General features: G+C 71.4%; 18 protein-coding genes and 1 pseudogene. 7 read left to right on the top strand and 12 right to left on the bottom strand.

Annotated elements, in window-relative coordinates; translation table 11 throughout:
• Positions 1 to 39: 39 nt before the first annotated feature.
• The gene (locus ACFWWR_RS01080) at positions 40 to 1,503 is read right to left on the bottom strand and encodes an amino acid permease (RefSeq protein WP_383870525.1); all 1,464 of its coding nucleotides are present in this window, start codon (positions 1,501 to 1,503) and stop codon (positions 40 to 42) included.
• A 255-nt stretch (positions 1,504 to 1,758) separates the two neighbouring features.
• Here ACFWWR_RS01080 and ACFWWR_RS01075 point away from each other — a divergent pair, with 255 nt between their 5' ends.
• Positions 1,759 to 2,460 (top strand): MerR family transcriptional regulator, encoded by a 702-nt coding sequence (locus tag ACFWWR_RS01075; RefSeq protein ID WP_384301266.1) that lies wholly within the window; start codon positions 1,759 to 1,761, stop codon positions 2,458 to 2,460.
• Between the two features lie 60 nt (positions 2,461 to 2,520).
• On the opposite strand, the gene ACFWWR_RS01070 is transcribed toward ACFWWR_RS01075, so the two are convergent.
• The 5 genes from ACFWWR_RS01070 to ACFWWR_RS01050 all read right to left on the bottom strand — a co-directional run bounded on the left by ACFWWR_RS01070 (position 2,521) and on the right by ACFWWR_RS01050 (position 8,743).
• On the bottom strand, positions 2,521 to 4,695 hold the full coding sequence (locus ACFWWR_RS01070; RefSeq protein ID WP_384301264.1) for a 3-hydroxyacyl-CoA dehydrogenase NAD-binding domain-containing protein: 2,175 nt from the start codon (positions 4,693 to 4,695) through the stop codon (positions 2,521 to 2,523).
• 47 nt (positions 4,696 to 4,742) lie between these two features.
• Positions 4,743 to 5,957: an acetyl-CoA C-acetyltransferase gene (locus ACFWWR_RS01065; RefSeq protein ID WP_383866367.1), complete on the bottom strand. Its 1,215-nt coding sequence runs from the start codon at positions 5,955 to 5,957 to the stop codon at positions 4,743 to 4,745.
• Positions 5,958 to 5,977: 20 nt separating this feature from the next.
• On the bottom strand, positions 5,978 to 7,120 hold the full coding sequence (locus ACFWWR_RS01060; protein ID WP_383866365.1) for an acyl-CoA dehydrogenase family protein: 1,143 nt from the start codon (positions 7,118 to 7,120) through the stop codon (positions 5,978 to 5,980).
• On the bottom strand, positions 7,117 to 8,247 hold the full coding sequence (locus ACFWWR_RS01055; protein ID WP_384301262.1) for a CaiB/BaiF CoA transferase family protein: 1,131 nt from the start codon (positions 8,245 to 8,247) through the stop codon (positions 7,117 to 7,119). The genes ACFWWR_RS01060 and ACFWWR_RS01055 overlap by 4 nt, the downstream gene beginning before the upstream one ends.
• Positions 8,248 to 8,362: 115 nt before the next feature.
• Positions 8,363 to 8,743, bottom strand: a complete 381-nt coding sequence (locus tag ACFWWR_RS01050; protein ID WP_383866361.1) for an MmcQ/YjbR family DNA-binding protein — start codon at positions 8,741 to 8,743, stop codon at positions 8,363 to 8,365.
• Between the two features lie 91 nt (positions 8,744 to 8,834).
• Between ACFWWR_RS01050 and ACFWWR_RS01045 the strand changes: the two genes are divergently transcribed.
• Positions 8,835 to 10,013: a saccharopine dehydrogenase family protein gene (locus ACFWWR_RS01045; protein ID WP_383866360.1), complete on the top strand. Its 1,179-nt coding sequence runs from the start codon at positions 8,835 to 8,837 to the stop codon at positions 10,011 to 10,013.
• Positions 10,014 to 10,020: 7 nt separating this feature from the next.
• Here the strand turns inward: ACFWWR_RS01045 and mmpA are convergent, their stop codons facing one another.
• Positions 10,021 to 10,167 (bottom strand): morphogenic membrane protein MmpA, encoded by a 147-nt coding sequence (mmpA, locus tag ACFWWR_RS01040; RefSeq protein ID WP_383866358.1) that lies wholly within the window; start codon positions 10,165 to 10,167, stop codon positions 10,021 to 10,023.
• Between the two features lie 134 nt (positions 10,168 to 10,301).
• On the opposite strand from mmpA, the gene ACFWWR_RS01035 reads away from it, so the two are divergent.
• On the top strand, positions 10,302 to 10,484 hold the full coding sequence (locus tag ACFWWR_RS01035; protein ID WP_383866356.1) for a hypothetical protein: 183 nt from the start codon (positions 10,302 to 10,304) through the stop codon (positions 10,482 to 10,484).
• Between the two features lie 6 nt (positions 10,485 to 10,490).
• On the opposite strand, the gene ACFWWR_RS01030 is transcribed toward ACFWWR_RS01035, so the two are convergent.
• Positions 10,491 to 11,180 carry an endonuclease V gene (locus tag ACFWWR_RS01030; protein ID WP_383866354.1) on the bottom strand — a complete coding sequence of 230 codons (690 nt, stop codon included), beginning with the start codon at positions 11,178 to 11,180 and terminating at the stop codon, positions 10,491 to 10,493.
• Between the two features lie 48 nt (positions 11,181 to 11,228).
• Between ACFWWR_RS01030 and ACFWWR_RS01025 the strand changes: the two genes are divergently transcribed.
• Positions 11,229 to 11,525 carry a YciI family protein gene (locus ACFWWR_RS01025; protein WP_384301260.1) on the top strand — a complete coding sequence of 99 codons (297 nt, stop codon included), beginning with the start codon at positions 11,229 to 11,231 and terminating at the stop codon, positions 11,523 to 11,525.
• Positions 11,526 to 11,528: 3 nt separating this feature from the next.
• Here ACFWWR_RS01025 and ACFWWR_RS01020 read toward each other — a convergent pair whose 3' ends face one another.
• Entirely contained in the window at positions 11,529 to 11,855 is a 327-nt protein-coding gene (locus ACFWWR_RS01020; RefSeq protein ID WP_383866351.1) for a plasmid stabilization protein, read from the bottom strand.
• Positions 11,856 to 11,926: 71 nt separating this feature from the next.
• Positions 11,927 to 13,039, bottom strand: a complete 1,113-nt coding sequence (locus ACFWWR_RS01015; RefSeq protein ID WP_384301257.1) for a WD40/YVTN/BNR-like repeat-containing protein — start codon at positions 13,037 to 13,039, stop codon at positions 11,927 to 11,929.
• A gap of 243 nt (positions 13,040 to 13,282) precedes the next feature.
• Here ACFWWR_RS01015 and ACFWWR_RS01010 point away from each other — a divergent pair, with 243 nt between their 5' ends.
• A complete protein-coding gene (locus tag ACFWWR_RS01010; RefSeq protein WP_307678515.1) occupies positions 13,283 to 13,699 on the top strand; it encodes an SsgA family sporulation/cell division regulator in 417 nt (138 codons plus the stop codon).
• A 143-nt stretch (positions 13,700 to 13,842) separates the two neighbouring features.
• On the opposite strand, the gene ACFWWR_RS01005 is transcribed toward ACFWWR_RS01010, so the two are convergent.
• Complete coding sequence (locus ACFWWR_RS01005) at positions 13,843 to 14,031, bottom strand: hypothetical protein (RefSeq protein ID WP_383866346.1); 189 nt, start codon at positions 14,029 to 14,031, stop codon at positions 13,843 to 13,845.
• 508 nt (positions 14,032 to 14,539) lie between these two features.
• Complete coding sequence (locus ACFWWR_RS01000; protein ID WP_383866344.1) at positions 14,540 to 15,175, bottom strand: GPP34 family phosphoprotein; 636 nt, start codon at positions 15,173 to 15,175, stop codon at positions 14,540 to 14,542.
• Positions 15,176 to 15,471: 296 nt separating this feature from the next.
• Here ACFWWR_RS01000 and ACFWWR_RS00995 point away from each other — a divergent pair, with 296 nt between their 5' ends.
• Together ACFWWR_RS00995 and ACFWWR_RS00990 are read left to right on the top strand one after the other, a co-directional pair.
• Positions 15,472 to 17,094 carry an ABC-F family ATP-binding cassette domain-containing protein gene (locus tag ACFWWR_RS00995; RefSeq protein ID WP_383866342.1) on the top strand — a complete coding sequence of 541 codons (1,623 nt, stop codon included), beginning with the start codon at positions 15,472 to 15,474 and terminating at the stop codon, positions 17,092 to 17,094.
• A 10-nt stretch (positions 17,095 to 17,104) separates the two neighbouring features.
• Positions 17,105 to 17,422 (top strand): annotated as a pseudogene (locus ACFWWR_RS00990) (excinuclease ABC subunit UvrA); the annotation flags it as partial.
• Between the last annotated feature and the right edge of the window lie 63 nt (positions 17,423 to 17,485).

Genomic DNA, 17,485 nt, shown 5'->3' with positions numbered 1-17,485 from the left:
GCCACCGTAGAGGCCACCACTGACAGTGGCCCTCCGCGATCACCTGAGCTGCGACAGTTCCCGGTCGGCGGTTTGCGACACCCTGCGCCGGACCCCGAACCAGCCGCCGACCAGCAGGACCCCGATCACGGGGATGAGCAGCAGCGTCTTGCGGCCGACCTCGGGGTCGTTCCCCATCATGCCGAGACAGGCCAGCAGGAAGGCGATCGTGGTGATCTCCGTGACCGGGCTGCCGGGGAGACGGAAGGAGGGGCGGGCCAGCAGGCCTGCCCGGGCGCGACGGACGAAGACCAGATGGCAGACCATGATGATCACCCAGGTGCTGATGACGCCGAGGGAGGCGACGTTCAGCACGATCTCGAAGGCCTGGCTCGGCATGAGGTAGTTGAGGCCCACGCCGAGGACGCAGACCGCGCAGGTCAGCAGGATGCCGCCGTAGGGGACCTGGCTGCGGTTCATGCGGGCGGTGAACCTGGGCGCCGAGCCCGCCATCGCCATGGAGCGCAGGATGCGGCCGGTGGAGTACAGACCGGAGTTCAGGGACGACATGGCGGCCGTCAGGACCACCAGGTTCATCACGTCGCCAGCCGCCGGGACGCCGATCTTCGAGAGCACCGTGACGAAGGGGCTCTCGTCGGCCGTGTACACCGAGCCGGGCAGGAGGAGGGCAAGGAGGACGACGGAGCCGACGTAGAACAGGCCGACGCGCCACATGATCGAGTTCACCGCGCGCGGGACGACCTTCTCCGGCTCGGCGGTCTCGCCCGCGGCCACGCCCACCAGCTCCAGGGCGGCGTACGCGAAGATCACGCCCTGCATGACGAGGACGACCGGCATCAGGCCGTGCGGGAGGACGCCGCCGTTGTCGGTGATCACGCTCGTGCCGGGGGTCCGGCCGCCCACCTCGTGCTGGGTGGCCAGCAGGAAGATGCCGATCAGCATGAAGCCGACGAGGGTGGCGACCTTGATGATCGCGAACCAGAACTCCATCTCGCCGAAGATCTTCACCGAGATCAGGTTCACGGCCAGGACCACCGCGAGGGCGATCAGGGCCAGCGTCCACTGCGGGATGCCGGTGAACAGGCTCCAGTAGTGCGTGTAGAGGGCGATCGCGGTGATGTCGGCGATGCCGGTCGTCGACCAGTTCAGGAAGTACATCCAGCCGGCGACATAGGCGCCCTTCTCGCCGAGGAACTCCCGCGCGTACGACACGAAGGAACCCGACGACGGGCGGTAGAGGACCAGCTCGCCGAGCGCCCGCACGACGAAGAAGGCGAAGACGCCGCAGACGAGGTAGGCGAGCGCGAGCGCCGGGCCCGCGTCGTGCAGGCGGCCGCCCGCACCCAGGAAGAGTCCGGTGCCGATCGCGCCGCCGATGGCGATCATGTTGACGTGACGGGCCTTGAGGTCCTTGCTGTAGCCGGCGTCGCCCGCGTCCGCGGGCGTCGTGGCCGCCCCGGTGCGGGAGCCGGTCTGTGCCGATCGAACGGCGTCCTTGCTCACGGGTGGTTCCACTCTCTGGTGCGCCCCGGCGGATCTCGCTCGGGTGTCCGGACGTGACTCGGCCCGTGCCCCTTGGTGGCGACCGGCACAGGCCGAGGGGGCGCCTTCCCGGGAAACCACCTCACACGCGGTGGCACGCGTCACAGAGGGCACCTGGGGAACGAGCGCCCCAGGGGCGCGTAGCCGTGCGGCTCATGATCGGCGATGATGCCCAAGAGGTTTCACACCATTGGTGAGACAGCGATACTGCTGCACATGACGACCGACACCACGGATGCCGGGGATCCGGCCCTCACCGTCGACGAGCTGGCCGCTCGGGCGGGTGTCACGGTCCGCACGGTCCGTTTCTACGGCACCAAGGGCCTGCTGCCTCCGCCGGTGATCGGCCCGCGGCGGGTCGGGCACTACGGCCGGGAGCACCTCGCGCGGCTCGCACTGATCGAGGAGTTGCAGCAGCAGGGCATGACGCTGGCGGCCATCGAGCGCTACCTGCGGCAGCTGTCGCCGGACCTGAGCGCGCACGACCTCGCGATCCACCGGGCCGTGGTGACCTCCTGGGCGCCGGACACGGTGGAGACCGTGTCCCGGGAGGAGCTTCAGCGGCGGGCGGGGCGGGAGCTGGCCGACGGGGACGTGGCGCGGCTCGCCGCGATGGGGGTGGTCCGGGCGGACGGCGACTCGTACCACGTCGACCTGGGCCTGCTCCGGCTCGGCGTCCAGTTGCTCGACGTACCGCTGTCGCAGGAGGCGATCCTCGCGTCGCGGAAGGTCCTCGTCGAGCACTCGCGCGCGGCGGCGCACGAACTGGCGGAGCTCTTCCGCGGCGAGGTGTCGGAGCGGGACGCGCGGGACGTGAAGTCGCTGTCCGCGCACATGCATCCGCTGGTCGTGCAGGCGCTGCTGACCACCTTCCAGCGGTCGCTGAAGGAAGAGCTGCGCGAGTGGCTCACGCGGTGACCGGACGCGGGGCGGCGGGGGCGAAAGAACCTGGGGACCTGGGGACCTGGGGACCTGGGATCATCCGTCCCCGAACCGCTCCCCCTTCTCCGCCTTCTCCACGAGCAGCGCGGGCGGCGCGAACCGCTCCCCGTACCGCTCGGCCAGCTCACGCGCGCGGGCCACGAAGCCCGGCAGCCCGCCGTCATAGCCGTTGATGTACTGGAGGACGCCACCGGTCCAGCCCGGGAAGCCGATGCCGAAGATCGAGCCGATGTTGGCGTCGGCTACGGACGTCAGGACGCCCTCCTCCAGAAGCTTGACGGTGTCGAGCGCCTCGGAGAAGAGCATGCGCTCCTGCATGTCCCTGAAGGGGATCTGTGCGCCTTCTCGTGGGAAGTGCTCCCGGAGCCCGGGCCACAGGCCGGCCCGCTTGCCGTCCTCGCCGTACTCGTAGAAGCCCGCTCCCCCGCTGCGGCCGGTGCGGCCGAACTCGTCGACCATGCGGTCGATGACGGCGTCGGCGGGGTGGGACGTCCAGGTGCCGCCCGACTCCTCCACCGCCCGCTTCGCCTCGTTGCGGATCCTGCGCGGAAGAGTGAGCGTCAGCTCGTCCGTCAGAGACAGCACCTTGGCCGGGTAACCGGCCTGGGCCGCCGCCTGTTCGACCGACGCGGGATCGATGCCCTCGCCGACCATGGCCACGCCCTCGCTGATGAAGTGCCCGATGACGCGCGAGGTGAAGAAGCCGCGCGAGTCGTTGACCACGATCGGGGTCTTCTTGATCTGCCGGACCAGGTCGAAGGCGCGGGCGAGGGCCTCCTCGCCGGTGTGCTCCCCCTTGATGATCTCGACGAGCGGCATCTTGTCGACGGGCGAGAAGAAGTGCAGCCCGATGAAGTCGGCCTGACGCTCGACGCCTTCGGCGAGGGCGGTGATGGGGAGGGTGGAGGTGTTGGAACACAGCAGCGCGTCCGGCTCGACGACGTGCTGGATCTCCTGGAACACCTTGTGCTTGAGCGAGGTGTCCTCGAAGACGGCCTCGATGACGGCGTCGCAGCCCGCCAGGTCGGCGGGGTCGGCGGTGGGCGTGATGCGGGCGAGCAGCGCGTCCGCCTTGTCCTGGGTGGTACGGCCCCGGGACACGGCCTTCGCGCACAGCTTCTCGGAGTAGCCCTTGCCCTTGACGGCCGCTTCCAGGGAGACGTCCTTGAGGACGACGTCGATGCCCGCGCGGGCGCACGAGTAGGCGATGCCCGCGCCCATCATCCCGGCGCCGAGGACGGCGACCTTGCGGACCTGGCGCGGTTCGACGCCCCTCGGGCGGTTGGCACCGGAGTTGACGGCCTGGAGGTCGAAGAAGAACGCCTGGATCATGTTCTTCGAGGTCTGCCCGGCGGCCAGTTCCACGAAGTAGCGGGCCTCGATGACCTGGGCGGTCTCGAAGTCGACCTGGGAGCTCTCGACGGCGGCCGCCAGGATGTTGCGCGGGGCCGGGTAGGGCGCTCCGGCCGTCTGCTTGCGCAGGGTGGCGGGGAAGGCGGGGAGGTTCGCCGCGAACTTGGGGTTGGCGGGCGTACCGCCGGGGATCCGGTAGCCCGGCCTGTCCCAGGGCTGCTGCGAGGCGGGGTTGGCCTCGATGAAGGCGCGGGCCTTGGCGAGGAGTTCCTCCCGGGTGGCGGCCACGTCGTCGACGAGACCGTTCTCCAGGGCGCGCCGCGGGCTGTACTGGGTGCCCTGGAGGAGGACCTTCAGCAGCGCGTCGGCGATGCCGAGCAGGCGTACGGTGCGGACGACGCCGCCGCCTCCCGGGAGCAGGCCGAGGGTGACCTCGGGGCAGCCGATCTTCGAACCGGGCGCGTCCAGGGCGATGCGGTGGTGGCAGGCCAGGGCGATCTCGTAGCCGCCGCCGAGGGCCGCGCCGTTCATCGCGGCGACCACCGGCTTGCCGAGGGTCTCGATGCGGCGCAGGTCGCGTTTGATGGCCATGCCGAGGTCGAACAGTTCCTGTGCGGTCTCGGGGGTGACGCGGATGAGGTCGCGCAGGTCACCGCCCGCGAAGAAGGTCTTCTTGGCGGAGGTGATGATGATGCCGCGGATGGTGTCCTTCTCGGCCTCCAGGCGGTCGGTGATCACCGCGAGGGAATCGCGGAACGCCTGGTTCATGGTGTTCGCGGACTGGTCCGGGTCGTCGAGGACGAGGGTGACGACGCCGGTGCGGTCCTGTTCCCAGCGGATGGTGGTGCTCTGTGTCATGACAGGGTCTCCGTAGAGGTCTCTTGGATCCGGGTTCCGCCGGGGATTCAGACGCGTTCGACGATCGTGGCGATGCCCATGCCGCCGCCGACGCACAGCGTGGCGAGGCCGTACCGCTTGTCCTGACGCTCCAGTTCGTCGACGAGCGAGCCGAGGATCATGGCGCCGGTGGCGCCGAGCGGGTGGCCCAGCGCGATCGCGCCGCCGTTGACGTTGACCTTGTCGAGGGACAGACCCATGTCCTTCACGAAGCGCAGGACGACGGCCGCGAAGGCCTCGTTGATCTCGACGAGGTCGATGTCGTCGATGGTCAGTCCGGCCCTGGCGAGGGCCTTACGGGTGGCGGGGGCGGGGCCGGTGAGCATGATGGTGGGCTCGGAGCCGGAGACGGCGGCGGAGACGATCCGCGCGCGCGGGGTGAGCCCGTAGCGGTCACCCACCTCCTTCGAGCCGATCGCGACCAGCGAGGCGCCGTCCACGATGCCGGAGGAGTTGCCCGCGTGGTGGACGTGGTCGATCTTCTCCACCCAGTGGTACTTCTGCAGGGCCACGGCGTCGAAGCCGCCGAGGTCGCCGATGTCGGCGAAGGACGGCTTCAGCCCTGCGAGGGAGTCGGCGGTCGTCCCCGGGCGCAGGTGCTCGTCGTGGTCGAGGACGACCAGGCCGCTGCGGTCCTTGACCGGGACGACGGACCGGTCGAAGCGGCCCTCCTTCCAGGCGGTCGCCGCCCGCTCCTGCGAGAGCGCGGCGTACTCGTCGACGTCCCGGCGGGAGAAGCCCTCGATGGTGGCGATGAGGTCGGCGCCGATGCCCTGTGGCACGAAGTTGACGGCCAGGTTGGTCATCGGGTCGTTGAACCAGGCGCCGCCGTCCGAGGCCATGGGCACCCGGGACATCGACTCGACGCCGCCCGCGAGGACGAGGTCCTCCCAGCCGGAACGCACCTTGGCGGCGGCCATGTTGACGGCCTCCAGACCCGAGGCACAGAAGCGGTTCTCCTGTACGCCCGCCACGGTGTCCGGCAGTCCGGCGGCGACGGCGGCGATCCTGGCGATGTCCGAGCCCTGGTCGCCGACCGGGCCGACGACGCCGAGCACGATGTCGTCGACCGCCGCCGGGTCGAGGGTGGGGAAGCGGTCGCGGATCTCGTGGATGAGTCCGACGACCAGGTCGATGGGCTTCGTGCCGTGCAGGGCGCCGTTCGCCTTGCCGCGGCCGCGCGGGGTGCGGATCGCGTCGTACACGTACGCTTCGGTGCTCACATCAAGCCTTTCGGGAAGGGTCAGCCCAGCAGGGAACGACCGATGATCTCCTTCATGATCTCGGTGGTCCCGCCGTAGATGGTCTGGATGCGCCCGTCGGTGAAGGCCCGGGCGACCGGGTGGTCGGTCATGTAGCCGTAGCCGCCGTGCAGTTGGAGGCAGCGGTCGGCGGTCCGCTTCTGCAGTTCCGTCGCCCACCACTTGGCCATGGAGGCGTCCACGGCGTCGAGACCGCCGCGGGAGTGCTCCTCGACGCAACGGTCGAGGAAGGCGCGGGTCACGGCGCACTCGGTGGCCATCTCGGCTATTTCGAAGCGGATGTGCTGCTTGGTGGCCAGAGGCCGGCCGAAGGCCTCGCGCTCCTTGACGTACTGCGTGGTGATCTCCAGGAGGTGCTCGGCCGCGGCGATCGCGGCGACGGCGATGCTCAGGCGCTCCTGGGCGAGGTTGGTCATGAGGTGGACGAAGGCGCCGTTGGGCTCGCCGAGGAGGTTCTCCTTGGGCACGCGCACGTCCTGGAAGAACAACTCGGCGGTGTCCTGGGCCTTCTGGCCGATCTTGTCGAGGTTGCGGCCGCGTTCGAAGCCCTCCATGCCCCGTTCGACGACGAACAGCGACAGGCCGTGGGCTCCGCCCTCCGGAGTCGTCTTCGCCACGACGATCACCAGGTCGGCCAGGATCCCGTTGGAGATGAACGTCTTGGAGCCGTTGAGCAGCCAGTGCTCGCCCCGGTCCTCGGCGTGGGTGCGGATGCCCTGGAGGTCGGAGCCGGCGCCGGGCTCGGTCATGGCGATGGCGGTGATCAGCGTGCCGTCGCAGAAGCCGGGCAGCCAGCGCCCCTTCTGCTCCTCGGTGGCCAGACCGGTCAGATACGGGCCGATGATGTCGTTGTGCAGCCCGAGGGCGAGACCCGGGGCGCCCGCGCGGGTGAACTCCTCGGCGAGGACGGCGCTGTAGCGGAAGTCGTCGGTGCCGCCGCCTCCGTACTCCTCGTCCACGGCGAGCCCGAGCAACCCCTGCTTGCCGGCCGCCCGCCAGGCGTCACGCGCGACGATGCCGTCCTTCTCCCACTGCTCGTAGTACGGCAGTACCTCCCTGGCCAGGAAACCGCGCACGGTCTCGCGGAACGCGTCGTGCTCGGGCGCGAAGATCTGCCGCTTCATGCGAGGCCCTTCAGGAGATCGGGTACGTCCCAGTCTCGTGCCACGTCCGCGGTGTCGGCGCCGGGGCGAGCGGGGCCGGTGCGGACCTTTGTCGGGGTCCGGGAGAAGCGGGGCGCGGGCGCGGGCTGGGTGATGCCGCCGTGGTCGGTGAAGGTGCCGCGGGCGGCGAGGTGCGGGTGGTGCGGGGCCTCGCGCAGGGACAGTACGGGCGCCACGCAGGCGTCGGAGCCCTCGAAGACGGCCGTCCACTCTTCACGGGTGCGGGACGAGAAGCGGGCGGCGACCGCCTCGCGCAGCTCCCCCCAGCGGGTCCAGTCCTTGCGCGCCGCGGTGTGCTCCCCAATGCCGAGCAGGTTCAGGAACTCCTCGTAGAACTGGGGCTCCAGGGCACCGACCGCCATGTACTTCCCGTCGGCGGTCTCGTAGGTCCCGTAGTAGGGGCAGCCGCCGTCCAGAAGGTTGGCGCCGCGCCTGTCCTGCCAGCCGCCGGCGGCGAGCATGCCGTGGATCATCGCGGAGAGATGGGCGGTGCCGTCGACGATGGCGGCGTCGACGACCTGGCCGGTGCCGGTCGCACGGGCGTGGTGCAGGGCGGCGAGGACGCCGACGACGAGGTACAGGGAGCCGCCCGCGTAGTCACCGAGCAGGTTGGCCGGGACGGCGGGAGGCCGGGACGGTTCGCCGATCATGCCGAGGGTGCCGGTCAGCGCGATGTAGGCGATGTCGTGGCCGGCGCGCGGGGCGAGGGGGCCTTCCTGGCCCCAGCCGGTCATCCGGCCGTAGACGAGTCTCGGGTTGCGGGCGTGGCAGTCCTCGGGGCCGACACCGAGGCGTTCGGCGACCCCAGGCCGGTAGCCCTCGATCAGGACGTCGGCGCGGGCGGCGAGGTCGAGGACGCGGGCGGGTCCGTCGGGTGCCTTCAGGTCGACGATCACCGAGCGCTTGTTGCGGTTGGTGATGTCGGACTCCGGGTCGATGGCGAGTCCGGCGCCGCCGGGCCGGTCCACGCGGACGACGTCGGCACCCAGGTCGGCGAGGAGCATGGCGGCGAACGGGCCCGGCCCGATACCGGCCAGCTCGACCACACGTACGCCGGAGAGCGGGCCCGGCCCTCGCGTCGTTGCCATTCAGCCCCCAGAGGTATGACACAACCGATGTAACACCAGTGATGCTAAGAACGCCTTCCAGCGGACACAAGACCTGGAGAGCAAGCGCTTAGTCGATTGTGCCCCGCCGGTCGGCTCAGCGACCGTCCAGCTCGGTTATCAGCCGCTTCGGCGCAATCGTGCGGTAGCTCTCCTCCACCCAGTCGCACAGCAGCTCGGCACCGGGGGCGCCCTTGTGCTCCAACGGGACGCTCACCCAGCCGGACTTCCCGAGGCCGTACCCGGCGGGCTCGGCGCCCGGGCAGGTCAGCGCGTGGGCATGGGCGGCCTCGTCCTTGAGCTTCATCGTGACGCCCAGCGGATAGCTGCCGTCGTCGACGCCGAGGAAGACGAACACCTTCTTGTTGACCTTGGCGACGGTCTCGCCCCAGGGGAACTCCTCCGTGGCACCCGGAAGCCCGAGGGCGAACTCACGCACTTTCTCCCACTTCTTCAGGGCGTTCTTCGGCACGGCCACCTGCTACCTCCGGCCTCGTCGTCGGGCTCCGCACTCCTCACGCTAGCCTCGGCCACCGACAACGGCGCGTGCGGCGAGACCGAGGGGTGTCATGAGCAGGCTGAACAGGACGGACCGTCCGTACGACATCGTGCTCTTCGGAGCCACCGGCTTCGTGGGGACGCTCACGGCGGAGTATCTGGCCGCGCACGCCCCGGACGGGCTGCGCTGGGCGATCGCCGGGCGCAGCGAGCGCAAGCTGGAGGAACTGCGCGAGCGGCTGCCCGGCGGAACGGACGTCGGCGTACTGAAGGCCGACGTGTCGGATCCGGCCTCACTGCGTGCGCTCGCCGAGCAGGCGCGCGTGGTGGCCACCACGGTCGGCCCGTATGTGACCTACGGCGAGGAGCTCGTCGCCGCCTGCGCGGACACCGGAGCGGACTATCTGGACCTCACCGGCGAGCCGGAGTTCGTGGACCTGACGTACGTCCGCCATGACGCACGCGCGCGTGAGACGGGCGCCCGGCTGGTGCACGCGTGCGGTTTCGACTCGGTGCCGTACGACCTGGGGGCGTACTTCACGGTCCGGCAACTGCCCGAGGGGGTGCCCCTCAGGGTGGACGGCTTCGTGACCGCGAACGCCACCTTCTCGGGCGGCACGTTCGCCTCGGCGCTCAACCAGTTCGCGCGCGGCCGGCAGATGGTGGCCGCCGCCCGGGAGCGCGGGCGGCACGAGCCGCGCCTGGTGGGCCGGCGGGCCTCCGCACCGACCGGCGTCCCGCGGTTCGCCCCGGAGGTGGGCGCCTGGGCGCTGCCCCTGCCGACGATCGACGCCCAGATCGTCCGCCGGTCCGCGCAGGCGCTGGAGCGCTACGGCCCCGACTTCCGCTACCGCGAGTACGCGGCGGTACGGAACCTGCCGGTCGCCGTGGGCGGGGTGGCCGCCGTGGGCGCGCTGATCGCCGCGGCCCAACTGCCGCCCGCCCGGCGGTGGCTGTCCGACCGGCTCAAGCCTGGTGAGGGCCCCGGCCCAGAGCAGCGCGCGAAGAGCTGGTTCAAGGTCCGCTTCGTCGGTGAGGGCGGCGGGCGGCGCGTGTACACGGAGGTCGCGGGCGGCGACCCCGGGTACGGCGAGACGGCGAAGATCTTCGCCGAGTCGGCGCTGTCCCTGGCCTTCGACGACCTTCCGCCGACCGCCGGTCAGGTCACCACCGCGGTCGCGATGGGCGACGCGCTGACCGAGCGGCTGCGGCGGGCCCACATCACCTTCCGGGTGGCCGGGAGCCGGTGAGCCGGCCCTACAGCGGCCACTGGGCGACGGTGTAGATCATCCCGCAGATCCACCCGAGGCCCGCCAGGGTGGCGAGCACCAGCGCGGCGGTCACGGCACGCTCGACGGGACGCTCGGGGTCGGCGAGGGGCTTCGGGGAACGGTGCGAAGTCATGCGCACAGCCTGTCGAGCCGGCGGTCGGCCCCACATCCGTACAGGTACTCAGACCACGTACTCAGACCACGTGTCAGGTGAGGCGCTCAGGGAGCAAAAGTCTCAACGGGCGGTTCAATGAAACGATTGAGGGCATGAAGTTCCTTCTCGAAGTCACGATGGACGACGAAGCACTGGCGAAGGATCCCGCGGGCGAGCTGGGCCGGATCCTGCGCTACTGGGCCGGGAACCTGCGCCATTACCCGCTGCGGCCCGGCGACGAATCGGTGATCTACGACTCGGACTACCGCGAGGTGGGAGGCTGGCGCATCGAGTAGCCGCCCTCAGCGTGTCGCGTCGCGCAGCGCCCTGCGGCACAGGGAGTCGGCCCTGCGGGTCGTCTCGGGCAGGCGATACGCGGGGGTCAGCGCGAGGGTGTGGGCGCAGGCGTTGTCCAGGCTCACCCGGTGGCCGACCGAGACGAAGACCGGCTTGACCGCCGCCCGGGTGCGCAGGGCGCGGCCGACCTCCTCGGCGCCGGCGAGGAGCGGGGCCGTACTGCCGCGCGGGGTGGCGGGGTCGTCGTAGGTGAAGGTGAAGGGGTTCTTGGCGACGCCGATGGTGGGCAGGCCGGTGAGCACGCCGAGGTGGCTGGCGAGGCCGAAGCGGCGCGGGTGGGCGAGGCCGTAGCCGTCGCAGACCACCAGGCCGGGCGGGCAGGGCAGGGCGTCGAGGGCGGCGAGGACCGTCGGGATCTCGCGGAAGGCGAGCAGGCCGGGCACGTAGGGGAAGGAGATCCGGCCGACGGCCGTGGCCTCGGCGACGACCTGGAGGCTCGCCGCGTCCAGCACGACGGCGGCAGCGGCGACCACGTCGTGCTCGTCGTCGTAGGCCACGTCGACACCGGTCACCCGGCCCGTGCCGACCGGCGGTCCCGGCTCGTCGAGCACCACTCGCTCGCGCAACTCGTCCTGGACGGCGCGGGCGTGTTCCTCGGTCGCGGGCCAGTCGGAGGGAATTCTCACCGTCGTCATGATGGGACGAGCCTACTGGCCGTCACCCGGACGGGTAACCTCGTGATCATGTTCGTACTGGAGCTGACCTACACCGCCCCGCCGGCCGCCGTCGACGCCGCGCTCCCGGCGCATGTCGCCTGGCTCGACGAGCAGTACGCGCAGGGTGTCTTCCTCGCGTCCGGGCCCAAGAACCCCCGCGACGGCGGAGTGATCCTCGCCGTCGCGGAGGACCGCGCGCGGATCGCGGAGATCGCCGCGGGCGACCCCTTCGTCACCGCCGGGGTGTGCGAGTACCGCATCGCCGAGTTCACCGCCACGAACACGGCACCGGGCCTGGAGCGGTACCGGCAGACGCCGGCCTGAGGCTCAGCTCTTGCCCAGTGCCTGCTGCAGCTGGCTCTTGTTCATGTCCGAACGGCCCTGGATGCCGCGCTTCTTGGCCTCCTCGTAGAGCTGGTCGTAGGTGGGCCCCTGGGAGCCCTGGCCGGACCGCTGGCCGCCCCGCTTGCCGGACGACATGTCCTTGGTCGAGGTGCGGCTGGCGGTCTTCGACTCGCCGGACCGGGCGCGTTCCTTGTTCACCGTCCGCGCGGCGATCTCCTTTGCGCGGCCGGTGCTCTCGCCCCGGTCCTCGGCGCTCTCCTTGATGTGCTCGTACTGGCGCTCCCGCTTGGGACTCGAACCACGTGGCATGTCCGCTCGCTCCTCTCACGTTCGGTGAACGGGTACCCGTTTTCCGGATCCATGCGCCACACCGAGCGCCCTCAGCCCTCCAGACGGGCGACGCGCCCCTGTTCGCCCGCCGCCCAGCAGCCCAGGTCGGGCGTGCAGTCGACGGTGTCGTAAGAGCCCGTGTCCACCGTCCGCCAGGTACGGCCGCCGTCCGTCGTCAGGTCCGTGCCGGTGGGTCCGACCGCGAGGGCGGCCGTACGGCTGTACGGGAGCCAGGCCACGCCCGAGCGGTAGGCGGGTGGCGGCTGGGCGGCGGACTGCCAGGCGCGGCCGCCATCGGCGGTGCGTGCCGCCGGCCGGGTGGACGTCTGGTCGGGGCGGTAGTCGCCGCCGACCGCGAGACCGTGGGCGCGGTCCCGGAAGGCGAGCGCGAAGACACCGCGGGCCGGGCCGCCCGCCGGAACCGGCGTGTCCGAGGCCGTCCAGGTCAGGCCGCGGTCGGCGGAGTGGAGCACGCGCGCGCGTGCGGCGCCGCCGGTGGCCAGCCAGACGTCCCGGGGGCCGGCGGAGACCAGGCACTGGCCGCTCGCCGCGAACCCGGCCTCGCCGTCCAGGGCGGCCGGCATGCCGCCGCTGGGCAGCACCTTCCAGGAGCGGCCGCCGTCGCTCGTCGAGAGGATGCGGAACTTCCCGTCGACCGGGTCGCTCATCGCGAGGCCGTGGCGGCGGTCGAAGAAGGTGAGGCAGTCGTAGAAGGCCCGCGCGTCGGTGTTGCGGAAGGACTCGGTCCAGGTGTCACCGCCGTCGTCGGTGCGGTAGACGCGGGACGCCTCCCCCTCACCGATGGCCAGCACCACCGCGCGCCGGGCGTCGAACGCCTCGATGTCCCGGAACTGCAGCTCGGCGGCGCCCGGCGGCGAGACGTTTCGCCAGCTCGCTCCGCCGTCCGTCGTCCGCAGGACGGTGCCCTGGGTGCCGGACACCCAGGCGGTGTCCCGGCCGACGGCCGCGAGCCCCCGGAACCGCACACCGGAACTGCCGGTGTCCTTCAGCTCCCAGTGCGGTGTCCGCTCCCCGGGCTCCTGCGCCTGTGCGGGTACGGCGGTCAGGGCGGCCAGTGCCGCCGCGCATGCCACCCCCGCGCCCACCGCTCGCCTCGTCCGTCCCGGCCGTCTCGTGCGTCGCGTGATCCCCAAGCGCCTCATGGCGGGCGAAGCTAGCCCACCGTCAGGGTGCCGTCCAGAGGACCCCGACCGCCTCATCGGGCCACCACACTCGTCACAACTGTCTTTCACACCCCGGGAGAAGAGACTGGCCACTCCCGTGAATGAAGACGGTGACAGAGGTCACTAGACATCGGTGTGCACGGATTGACTCATTCCGACGTCTCTTCCAGTGCCCGGCCTCATCCCCGGAAGTCCGTCCCGCCGTCACAAGGGAGCAAGGCGTTGTCCATCGTCATCGAGCAGCCCGTCGAGGCCCGTCTCGTCGCCGCCGCGCCGCGGATGCCGAGCATTCCCGCCACGCTGCACTACGACCGCCGCGATCCGTTCGCCGTCCGCATGACCTTCCCGGCCCCGGCCACCCTGGAGGGCGTGGAGGTCTGCTGGACCTTCAGCCGCGAACTCCTCACGGCCGGCCTCCAGGAGCCCGAGGGCCACGGCGACGTGCGGGTGCGGCCGTACGGCTACGACCGCACCGTGCTGGAGTTCCACGCCCCCGAGGGCACCGCCGTCGTGCACGTCCGCTCGGGCGAGCTGCGCCGGTTCCTGGAGGCGACCAGCGAGCTGGTGCCGGTCGGTCTGGAGCATCTCCAGCTCGACCTGGACCACGACCTGGCGGAGCTGATGCGGGACGCCTGCTGAGCCCGACCGGGTTCGGCGACCGAACAGCGCGTTGAGCTCGCCGTGCTCGAGCCCGCCGTCGGCACGTCGTCCGTCCCGCGCCCGGCAGCTCCCCGGCGGACCAGGGCGTGCACGGCCTGGGCGATCCCCGAGCCGATGCTCACTCACCCGCTCCCCCACTCCCGGCTTCGCTCGAGCGGGAGGGACCCCCATCGGGGCGAGGGCTGCCCACTGCGCGACGGCAGGGCACCCGGACCGGCCATCACGTGCGACACAGCGTCCACGCCGTCGGCGAGCAGCGTCACGGTCTCCGGGTCGACGGCCCCGGGGACGAAGATCCTGTCGGCGCCCACGCCCCGGCCGGGTCCTGCGCCCAGCCGCTCGCCACGTCCGCACCGACCGGCACGCCGACCGCGCCCGCGACGCACGCCACGGCCGCGAGGGCCCGGTCATGGGCCTGCGTGTCGCCGTCCGCCGCGCCCGCGACGCACGCCACGGCCGCGAGGGCCCGGTCGTGGGCCTGCGTGTCGCCGTCCGCCGCGCCCGGGCGAGCCCACGCTGGTGGTCGCCACCGCGGCGGCACCGGCGTCCTCGACGATGCGCGCACGGGTGTCCCACGCGTTCGGCACAGCACGAGCGGGCTGCCGGGACGTCCAGCCGGCGGAAGGCGAGGGCGCGGTCGCCGAGGGCGGTCTGGTTCGTCATGCGCGTCACTCGACCTGCGGCCTGGTCGCGCTGTACCGCCGTACCGTGGTGGCTCTCGGCATGCGCGTGGCTGCCGATGGCGAAGGTGCTGTGCGAGACGTCGCCGATGCGACCCCCCGGGGGTCCGGCAAGTGTCCGACCTGGCCGTGCGGAGGGTCAGTTGACGGCGGACGCCGCCGTCCGCGCCGTCTGCACCTCCCGTAGGACCGTCCGCAGCACGGGTGCCGCCCCGCCGCGCTCGACGAGCTCTTCGAGACGCCCCCGGTCGGGCTCGTCGTCGGACACCAGCCCCGCGGCGTCCGCGAGCGCGGCGAGGGCCGCGTCCCGCTCGGAGACCTCCGCGACCGGCACCGGTCCCCGCAGAGCCGCCCGCGCCTCCTCGCGCAGCGCGGCCACGATGTCGACGCGCTCCAGGACGTACTCCACGGTCGGGAAGACCCCGAGGACCCGTCGCTTCTCCGCGCGCAGGTGGTCTCCGGCGGCCAACTGCTCCCGTACGGCGTCCAGGGTGATCCGCGCGTGCAGGGTCACCCAGGTCCGCCACCGGTGCGGCCGGGACTCCCGGACCAGTTCGAGGAGGCCGTCGAGAACGGGGTCCCCCGTCTCGGAGTCCAGGTCGGCCGGCGTGGCGATGCCGTCCTCGTCGGTGAGCAGGCCGCGCCGGGCCAGCTCGACGAGGGCGCCGGACCGGACCAGAGGGGGCAGCCGGCCGGCGCCGGTGACCTCCGCCTCCGTGCTGTCCCAGGCCAGCAGGCACAGCCGGGCCGGGAGCGAGAGCGAGCCGTGGGCCACGGGGTCTCCTTCGGGCGGTGGGTTCGGGGCTCAGTTAATGCGTTGACAGCCATCTGGGCCGCTCATACGGTGTAGAGCGGTCCTGTTGCCGTCGATTGGAGAAGGACGTTGCTCGTCTGAGGTCATGAGACACCACGTCACACACATGAGGTGTGTGTGCGCTGTGTGCGACCTCGGCGTTCGAGCCGTCCTCCGGAACAGGGCTTTTCCCATGCCCCCGGGGCCCTTTCCCCTTGGTCGCAGGTGTCTCGATACGCGTTTGCCCCCGACCGCCTCAAGCAACCGCGGAGACCCGTATGTCTACATCCATCACCTGCACTTCCCTCGCGTTCGCCTGGCCCGACGGCACCCCCGTCTTCGAGGGCCTCGACGTGGCGTTCGGCCCGGGCCGCTCCGGCCTCGTCGGCGTCAACGGGTCGGGGAAGTCGACCCTGTTGAAGCTGATCGCCGGGGAGCTCACCCCTGCCGACGGCACCGTCCGCGTCGCGGGCGAGGTCGGTTACCTTCCGCAGACCGTCACCCTCGACACCCACCTGCGGGTCGACGAGGTGCTCGGCATCGCCGCACAGCGGGCCGCGCTGCACGCCATCGAGGCGGGTGACGTGGCCGAGGAGCACTTCGAGACGGTCGGCGACGACTGGGACGTGGAGGAGCGCGCGCTCGCCACCCTCGGCGAACTCGGACTGGGCCACATCGAGCTGGACCGGACGACCGGCGAGGTCTCGGGCGGCGAGTCGGTGCTGCTGCGGCTGGCCGCGCTGCTGCTGCGCCGCCCGGACGTCCTGCTGCTCGACGAGCCCACCAACAACCTGGACCTGTACGCGCGCAGGCGGCTGTACGCGGCCGTCGCGTCCTGGCCCGGCGTCATGGTCGTGGTCAGCCACGACCGCGAACTCCTGGAACTGGTCGACCAGATCGCCGACCTGCACTCCGGGGAGGTCACCTGGTACGGCGGCAACTTCTCCGCCTACGAGGAGGCGCTCGCCACCGAGCAGGAGGCGGCGGAGCGGATGGTGCGGGTCGCCGAGTCGGATCTGAAGAAGCAGAAGCGTGAACTGACGGACGCTCACGTCAAGTTGGCCCGGCGCAAGCGGTACGGGCAGAAGATGTGGGACCAGAAGCGTGAGCCGAAGATCGTCATGGGGGCACGCAAGCGCGCGGCACAGGAGTCCGCGGGCAAGCACCGCATCATGCACGAGGAGAAGCTCGCCGAGGCCAAGGAACGGCTCGACGAGGCGGTGGACGCCGTGCGGGACGACGACGAGATCCGCGTCGACCTGCCGTACACGGCCGTACCGCCGGGCCGTACCGTCCTCACCCTCCAGGATCTGGAACTGGCGTACGGCGCACGCGTGGCGGGCGGTCTCGACCTGCGCGGTCCGGAGCGGATCGCGCTGATCGGGCGCAACGGCGCGGGCAAGACGACGCTGCTGCGCACGATCGCCGGGGAGCTCCGGCCGGTCGCGGGCGAGACGAAGGCGCACGTGCCGATGCGGTTCCTGCCGCAGCGGCTCGACGTCCTCGACGACGAGCGGACGGTCGCCGAGAACGTGGCCCGGTTCGCGCCGGCTGCCACCAACAACCGGATCCGGGCGCGGCTGGCCCGCTTCCTGTTCCGGGGCGCCCGCGCCGACCAGAAGGCGGGAACGCTGTCCGGCGGCGAACGCTTCCGGGCGGCGCTGGCCGCGCTGATGCTGGCCGAGCCCGCGCCGCAGCTGCTCATGCTGGACGAGCCGACGAACAACCTCGACATGGCGAGCGTGCGGCAGCTCACGACGGCCCTGGAGTCGTACGAGGGGGCGCTGATCGTGGCCAGTCACGACCTGCCGTTCCTGGAGTCGATCGGCATCACACGCTGGCTGCTTCTCGACGGAGAACTCAAGGAAATCACGCCAGAAGCTGTCGGGTATCCGGCCTAGCGTCGGGTGCATGCCCGAATTCATCACCATCACCGGAGCCCGGGAGAACAACCTCAAGGACGTCACCCTCCGCATCCCGAAAGGCCGGCTGACCGTGTTCACCGGCGTTTCGGGATCGGGGAAGTCGTCGGTCGTCTTCGACACGATCGCGGTCGAGTCGCAGCGGCAGCTCAACGAGACGTTCACCTGGTTCGTCCGCAACCGGCTGCCCAAGTACGAGCGGCCGCACGCGGACGCCCTGGAGGATCTGACGCCCGCGATCGTCGTCGACCAGCGGCCGGTCGGGGGCCGCTCCCGGTCCGCGGTCGCCACGCTGACCGACATCTGGGAACGGCGGGCGGGTGCTCCGCGAAGGGACCCCTCGGGAGCTCCTCTTCGCCCCCGGCTCCGG

The sequence above is a fragment of the Streptomyces sp. NPDC058678 genome, from assembly GCF_042714835.1.
Taxonomy (GTDB): domain Bacteria; phylum Actinomycetota; class Actinomycetes; order Streptomycetales; family Streptomycetaceae; genus Streptomyces.
The sequence above is the reverse complement of the archived record's forward strand: the minus strand, read 5'-3'. Positions and strand labels throughout refer to the sequence as shown.